Genomic DNA, 7,424 nt, shown 5'->3' with positions numbered 1-7,424 from the left:
TTTTAAAACCTTTATTTATCCGGTATCTCTTTATGAAAGCAGCGGAGATCACGGATAATTATATTCATTTTGAAAAAAGAAATGAATATAATTTCCGAGATGACGATCCTTTATCTAGTACCTCAATGAAAAACAGTAACGAAGCCAATTTATATTTTTTAGCAGTCATTCCTCCAGAGCCAATATTGAGTGAATGCCAGGCACATAAAGACCATTTTTTTGAGAAGTATAACTCAAAGGCGTCTTTAAATTCACCTCCACATGTGACGGTACATATGCCTTTTAAGCTCAAAGAGGTAAAGGAGCCGCAGCTTATAGATGAGGTTGATAATACTATTGCCAATATTGAGCCATTTCAACTTCAACTAAATGGCTATGATCATTTTGGGCAGCGGGTGATCTATGTCATGGTAGAAGACTCAGAACCTTTGCTCAACCTATTTCTGGAAATCAGAAAAATGATGAAGGTTAACTTCAATATTTTTAATGCTGATTATAAAAACAGGGGGTTTAATCCACACATCACCCTTGCCTTTCGGGATTTAAAAAGAGAGGCATTTAAGCAAGCATGGCCTGAGTTTGAAAATGCTACTTATAAAAAGTCATTTGATGTGTCTTCGCTAGGACTGCTCAAGCATGATGGCAAAAAGTGGCAGGTGCTTAAAGCGTTCTCATTTAGAAATTAGTTGTCGTACTCCAGGGTACCTACCTCTTCACCAGATTCTATTTTCATACTTCTCAATTTGCCATCAACCTTAACATGAACCATGTTCACCTGATCATCAAAGTAATTAAGTAGCACTGTGTTTTCAACTGAAATGCTTTTAAGCTTTCTAACTTTTTCTACTTCTAAATACAGATAAATGGCTTCCGTTTCTATCTCATGACCAAGGTATACGCATTCCACTTCCTTGCCATTTACCATTACCTTAAATCGCTCTTTGATATACGGGCGCAGTAAATCATCAGTAGTTCTTTTTTTGCCTGGCTTTGTAATATCCAGGTACTCTTCTTTTTTAATCGAGCGAATTTCCTTTTCTATATCATCTAGAAAAACCTTGCTTACTATCTCCAAAGCATCTCTTTCCTGATCGAAATTAATGTCAGTAACTGTGATATGAATAGGGTGCAGAAAGGATGTGGTGAATAAAAACACCACTGAAACAATATATGTGCTCATTTATATAAAATTAGGATTCCTCGTCATTAACATCACTTATCTTGCCAAGATATATAAAAATGTAAATGTCTGAATTCCTCCTTTATTTTGACCTAGGTTTCGATCATATTTTAGATTTAAATGGGTATGATCATATGCTGTTTGTGGTGGCACTTTGCGCCACTTATGTGATGTCAGATTGGAAAAAATTGCTGGTATTAGTTACAGCCTTTACTATTGGGCATTCGCTCACATTGGCACTGTCTACTTTAAGGTTGGTCAATTTTGATTCTTCAGTGATTGAGTTCCTCATTCCATTGACCATCTTTCTTACAGCTTTTACAAACCTGTTTAGAAAGGACAGACCGATGTACGGCCGCAAGATCCAATTGAGTTATGTAATTGCCCTGGTATTTGGTCTTATCCATGGATTAGGATTTTCTAATTACCTGAGGGCCTTATTAGGTAAAGATGCAGACATTATATTTCAACTTTTTGCCTTCAATGTTGGTTTAGAGATAGGGCAGATAATCATTGTATTTATATTCATGATAATATCCTTTGTTGTGATTGATATATTTGGAGTGACCAGAAGGGATTGGAAAATGGTCATCTCCTCTGCGATAGCTGGTATGGCTGTCATGTTAATGTTAGAAACAAAATTTTGGTAAACCTTAAACTATGAAAAAGCTTTTATTATTACTCTGTGCTGGTGTCATAACCACAGGCTATGCACAACAAGAGACCTTTAAAGGTAAATTTGAGCAGCTGGGACAAATGCTCCCTACTCCGAATGAGTATCGAACAGGATCTGGAGCACCAGGGCCTAAATACTGGCAGCAGCGTGCTGACTATGATATAGATGTTACTCTCGATGACAAGAATCAGAGAATTACTGGTAAAGAAACGATCACTTACTTTAACAACTCGCCTGATGCACTTACCTATTTGTGGTTACAGTTAGATCAGAATGTTAGAGAGCAAGAAACTAATACCCAGAAAACGAGCACCAACAGCATGGAAGACTCTTTATCCACAAAAAGTGCGGCAGGTAGATTTGCGATGTATGATTTTGATGGCGGATTCAAAATAGAGTCAATTACAGATGGTGCAGGTAAAAAACTACCTTATATCATCAATAAAACAATGATGCGTGTTGATCTTGAAGAGCCATTGAAATCGGGTGAGAATTTTTCTTTCAATGTGGAATGGAATTATAATATCAATGACAGAATGGAAGATGGCGGTAGAAGTGGTTTTGAGTACTTTCCAGCAGATGATAATTATGTCTATACCATCGCTCAGTTTTATCCAAGAATGTGCGTTTATGATGATTATGAAGGATGGCAAAACAAGCAATTTTTAGGTAGAGGAGAGTTTACTTTAACATTTGGTAATTACAAAGTAAACATCACAGTGCCAAGTGATCACATTGTAGCTTCAACTGGTACTTTACAGAATGCTAAAGATGTATTGACAAAAACCGAAATAGAGCGATTTGAGCAGTCTAAAAAGTCATTCGATAAGCCGGTGATTATTGTTACTCAGGCAGAAGCAGAAGCAAAAGAAAAAACTAAATCTTCAAAAACTTCTACTTGGACTTATTCAGCTGAAAATGTTAGAGACTTTGCTTTCGCAACTTCTAGAAAATTTATCTGGGATGCTCAGGCCGTTAAAGTGGGTAATAAAACTCCTTTAGCCATGTCTTTTTATCCTAAAGAAGGAAACCCACTGTGGGAGCAAGAATCTACTAAAGCTGTAAAAGCAACTTTGGAAACTTATTCTAAATATACCATTGATTACCCGTATCCGGTGGCAATATCAGTTCATGCTGCTTCTATTGGTATGGAATATCCAATGATCTGTTTTAATTTTGGAAGACCTGACCCTGATGGAACATTTTCTGATAGAACTAAATACAGAATGATTGGTGTGATTATTCATGAAGTAGGTCACAATTTCTTTCCCATGATCATCAATTCTGATGAGCGTCAGTGGACATGGATGGACGAAGGCTTGAACACTTTCGTGCAGTATAGAACAGAAGAGGAACAGTATGATAACTTTCCATCAAGAAGAGGGCCTGCCTCTAAGATTGTAGATTACATGAAAGGCGATAAGGAAAATATCAGACCTATCATGACCAACTCAGAGCAGATTACTCAGTTTGGTAACAATGCTTATGCAAAACCTGCTACTGCCTTGAATATCCTTAGAGAAACCGTAATGGGACCTGAATTATTTGATGCAGCATTTAAAGAATATGCTAGCAGATGGGCGTTTAAACACCCTAAGCCTGCAGATTTCTTCAGAACTATGGAAGATGCTTCTGCTGTGGATCTTGACTGGTTCTGGAACGGTTGGTTCTATACAGTCGATAATGTAAACATATCCGTAGATGAGGTAAAATGGTTCAAAATGAGAACAGAAGATGTTCAGATTGAGAACAAAAGTAAAAAAGTGAAAAAGGGTGACTTGAGTGCTAGTGCTGATAATTCAGAAATGATGGATTTCAGTGGTGGACCTCAGCCATTCTCATTGGTTGATACTGAAGAGAGCGCTTACAGAGAGTTCCAAAACAGATTGGATGATAAGGCCATTATGCAGAAGTTTGAGAACAAAAATTTCTATGAAATTAAGTTCGTAAACAAAGGTGGTTTGGTAATGCCAATTATTGTTGAATTTACTTTTGCTGATGGCACCAAAACCATTGAAAAAATACCTGCTGAAATCTGGAGAAAGAATGAGAAGGAAGTATCTAAGGTATTCTACTTTGACAAAGAAGTGACTAATGTGGTCTTAGATCCAAATCTTGAAACAGCAGATACTGATGTTTCTGACAACGTGTTTCCAAGAAAAAGGGAGGTATCTAAGTTTGATGAATTTAAAGGAAAAAGCGGAAAATAATTTCCGCTGATTTCAGGCAATATTTTTAAAGCTAAATAGAAGGATTTAACTTGCGGCATGAATTGTAGCAGGGGATTAATTGTCTTTCTATTTAGCTTTATTTTTTTTGTCACCAACGCCCAGGAATGGCCCGCTAGTTTTGAGCAATTAGGTTCACAATTACCCACCCCAAATACCTATCGCACCGGCTCTGGTGCTCCCGGAGAGGCTTACTGGCAGCAGCAAGTAGATTATAAAATCAAAGTAAGTATTGATGATGAAAAGCAGGTGCTTACAGGTATTGAGGTTATTACTTATCATAATAATTCTCCAGATGTACTGACCTACCTTTGGGTCCAACTTGATCAAAATGTAAGAAAAGAAGGCAACATTAAAGATGTCACTAACATCACCGGCATAGCACCAAAAATGTCTACCAAAAATATTGTCCAGGAGCTGGGTGCTTATGACTATGATGGTGGCTTTAAGATTGGAGAGGTAAAAACTACAACAGGAGAAAGTCTTGACTATTTTATCAATCGTACTATGATGCGTATCAATTTGCCAGCACCACTAAAGTCAGGAGAGGCCTTTGAGTTTAGTATGAGCTGGAGCTATAACCTTTATGACCGGATGATCATTGATGGTCGCGGTGGCTATGAGTATTTCCCTGAAGATAAAAATTATGCCTATACGGTAGCGCAATGGTACCCAAGGCTTTGTGTTTATGATGATTATGAAGGCTGGCAAAACAAACAATTCATAGGTGATGGAGAGTTTGCATTAGAATTTGGAGATTTTGATGTAGAGATTACTGTACCAGCTGATCACATTGTGGCCGCAACCGGAGAGCTACAAAATAGCGCAGCTGTTTTAACTGCTGACCAGCAAAAGCGTTGGACTTTGGCTAAAAAATCTTTTGACAAACCGGTGATTATAGCTTCAAAGGAAGAAGCTGAGGCAAGAGAAAAAACTAAAAGTGCAGAAACTAAATCATGGCACTATAAAGCTCAGAATGTGCGTGATTTTGCATTCGCTACATCTCGAAAATATATCTGGGAGGCACAGGCCGTTAAGCTTCCAACCAATACAGTGATGGCCATGTCAGTTTACCCTAAAGAGGCCAATACACTTTGGAGTGATCATGCCACTAAGGCTGTTAAAAATGCGCTTGAAGTGTATTCTTCTAGGACATTTGACTATCCATATCCGGTGGCCATAGCAGTAAATGCTGCCGAACAAGGCATGGAATACCCGATGATATGCTTTAATGGTAGCCGTCCGAATAAAAATGGTAAATATAGTCAGCGCCATGTTTCTGATTTAGTAGATGTGGTGGTGCATGAAGTGGGGCACAACTACTTCCCTATGATTGTGAATACTGATGAGCGCATGTATGGCTGGATGGATGAAGGACTCAATACCTTCCTTGAACTGGAGACCAAAAGGGAAAGATACCCCAATCTTGATACAATTTGGGGCAGCCCTAAAAGCATGACGGTATATCACATAAGGTTTGACAAATGGCTGGACCCGCCAATGACTAATCCTGACATCACTAATTTCTCCGGGTATTCAGATTACGGACAAGCATCAGCTGCTATGAATGTGCTGAGAAATGTGATCATGGGGCCTGAACTATTTGACAAAGCATTTAAGGCCTATACTAATTTATGGAAGTTTAAGCGACCGAAGCCTGCGGACTTTTTCAGGGTTATGGAAGATGCTTCAGCCACTGACTTGGACTGGTTCTGGAAAGGATGGTTTTTTAAAACCGCACCAGTAGATGTGGCTATTGAAGAGGTAAAATGGTACAGACTTCGAGACGATAATTTTCAGCCAAAACAGAAGTATGGTATTCAGCCTATTTCTTTTTCATTGACAGGAACGCCAGAAGCCTCCTACAGAGAGTTTATGAACCGTGTTGATGATCAGAAAATTAAGGTGGATTTTAAGGGCAAAAACTTCTATGAGATTACTTTTAAAAATGTAGGTGGCCTTGTTTCTCCTTTGGTTTTGCAATTTACTTTTGATGATAATAGTACAGTTTCAGAGACTATCCCTGCCGAGATCTGGCGCTATTCCGAAAGTGAAGTGACTAAGGTATTTTACTTTGATAAAGTACTTAAGTCTGTTCAGCTAGATCCTTTCGATAAAACTGGTGATATTAATACCAGGAATAATGTTTTTAAGCTATAACGATAGTAGCTTTCATTGAGATTCCTGACTCGCTACGCCTGCCTGCCGGACAGGCAGGCTCTCAGGAATGACGTTCAGATTTGAGCGTTATACACTTTTATAACACCCCTCTAAGTCATGCCGTTAGGCATCTTTGTCACAAAAAGGATTTCTCCTTGGAGTTATTCCGGGGTCTCTATGCAATCAAGAGGTGCCGGAATATATCCGGCAATGGTGAAAACTAAAACTTCACCTTATCAAAATCAACATTGCCACCACTCAAAATCACGCCTACCTTTTTGCCTTTGAAAACTTCTTTGTTCTTCAAGATGACAGCAAAGGGCACCGCGCATGAGGGCTCAATAATGATCTTCATACGTTCCCAGATCAGCTTCATGGCGTGGCGTATTTCATCGTCATTCACAGTCAAAATATCATGAATGTGATCTTTAATAATACTGAAATTCAGCTCTCCTAAATTGGTCAGAAGGCCATCTGCTATGGTCTTTGGAGGCGCTGGGTTTTTCTGCAAAGTACCTGATTTGAATGACCTGTAAGCATCATCAGCTGCCTCTGGCTCACAGCCAATTACTTTAGTATTTGGCGACAAATAATGAGCTGCAGTTAAGGTGCCACTGATCAATCCGCCACCACCAATAGGGGTTAAGATATATTCCAGATTAACCTCCGTATCTTCAATCAGTTCTTTCGCTGCAGTGCCCTGGCCGATAATAATTCTTATATCATTGTACGGATGGATCATTTCAGCACCAGTCTTTTCTATCACCTCATTTAAGGTTATTTCGCGGGCATCTAAGGTAGGGTCGCATTCAATCACCTCAGCGCCATAACCGATAACGGCATTCTTCTTAACCAGAGGTGCATTATTTGGCATTACAATATAGGCTTTAGCTCCAGCTATTTTTGCAGCTAATGCTACAGCTTGAGCGTGATTACCAGAAGAGTGTGTGGCCACACCCTTTTTTAGTGTCTCCTCATCCAAACTAAGAATGGCATTAACACCACCGCGAGCTTTGAAGGCACCTACCTTCTGAAAATTCTCGCTCTTAAAATAGATGTCACAACCGGCTATTTCATTGATGCTTTCCGATGTTAAAATTGGTGTTCTATGAACATGCGGTTTTACTCTTGTGTGAGCTTCATTAAGTGCTTCTAAAGTTGGGAGGTTTGACATTTACTG

General features: G+C 39.0%; 6 protein-coding genes. 4 read left to right on the top strand and 2 right to left on the bottom strand.

The window, feature by feature from the left end; genetic code table 11:
- A partial coding sequence (locus E1140_RS20925) for a 2'-5' RNA ligase family protein (RefSeq protein ID WP_221412743.1) occupies window positions 1-686 on the top strand: 686 nt, incomplete at its 5' end.
- On the opposite strand, the gene E1140_RS20920 is transcribed toward E1140_RS20925, so the two are convergent.
- Window positions 683-1,180, bottom strand: coding sequence for a DUF6702 family protein (locus E1140_RS20920; RefSeq protein ID WP_155188709.1), 498 nt, complete (start codon window positions 1,178-1,180; stop codon window positions 683-685). The two genes, E1140_RS20925 and E1140_RS20920, sit on opposite strands and share 4 nt — an antisense overlap.
- 65 nt (window positions 1,181-1,245) lie before the next feature.
- Here E1140_RS20920 and E1140_RS20915 point away from each other — a divergent pair, with 65 nt between their 5' ends.
- From E1140_RS20915 to E1140_RS20905, 3 genes are read left to right on the top strand one after another with little or no spacing between them, the layout of a single operon-like run.
- On the top strand, window positions 1,246-1,830 hold the full coding sequence (locus E1140_RS20915; protein WP_155188706.1) for a HupE/UreJ family protein: 585 nt from the start codon (window positions 1,246-1,248) through the stop codon (window positions 1,828-1,830).
- Window positions 1,831-1,840: 10 nt separating this feature from the next.
- Window positions 1,841-4,066, top strand: coding sequence for a M1 family metallopeptidase (locus E1140_RS20910; protein WP_155188704.1), 2,226 nt, complete (start codon window positions 1,841-1,843; stop codon window positions 4,064-4,066).
- 57 nt (window positions 4,067-4,123) lie between these two features.
- A complete protein-coding gene (locus E1140_RS20905) occupies window positions 4,124-6,244 on the top strand; it encodes a M1 family metallopeptidase (protein WP_155188702.1) in 2,121 nt (706 codons plus the stop codon).
- A 220-nt stretch (window positions 6,245-6,464) separates the two neighbouring features.
- Here the strand turns inward: E1140_RS20905 and E1140_RS20900 are convergent, their stop codons facing one another.
- Window positions 6,465-7,418 carry a threonine ammonia-lyase gene (locus E1140_RS20900; protein WP_155188700.1) on the bottom strand — a complete coding sequence of 318 codons (954 nt, stop codon included), beginning with the start codon at window positions 7,416-7,418 and terminating at the stop codon, window positions 6,465-6,467.
- Between the last annotated feature and the right edge of the window lie 6 nt (window positions 7,419-7,424).

The sequence above is a fragment of the Fulvivirga lutimaris genome, from assembly GCF_009711525.1.
GTDB classification, from domain to species: Bacteria; Bacteroidota; Bacteroidia; order Cytophagales; family Cyclobacteriaceae; genus Fulvivirga; species Fulvivirga lutimaris.
Note: the sequence above shows the minus strand (reverse complement) of the source record. Positions and strands in the feature narration are given on the sequence as shown.

What these genes read in the sequence shown, in the direction of transcription:
- E1140_RS20910 (WP_155188704.1), top strand. Translation starts at nt 1,841, where the DNA reads ATGAAAAAGCTTTTATTATTACTCTGTGCTGGTGTCATAACCACAGGC.
- E1140_RS20920 (WP_155188709.1), bottom strand. Translation starts at nt 1,180, where the DNA reads ATGAGCACATATATTGTTTCAGTGGTGTTTTTATTCACCACATCCTTT.
- E1140_RS20905 (WP_155188702.1), top strand. Translation starts at nt 4,124, where the DNA reads ATGAATTGTAGCAGGGGATTAATTGTCTTTCTATTTAGCTTTATTTTT.
- E1140_RS20900 (WP_155188700.1), bottom strand. Translation starts at nt 7,418, where the DNA reads ATGTCAAACCTCCCAACTTTAGAAGCACTTAATGAAGCTCACACAAGA.
- E1140_RS20915 (WP_155188706.1), top strand. Translation starts at nt 1,246, where the DNA reads ATGTCTGAATTCCTCCTTTATTTTGACCTAGGTTTCGATCATATTTTA.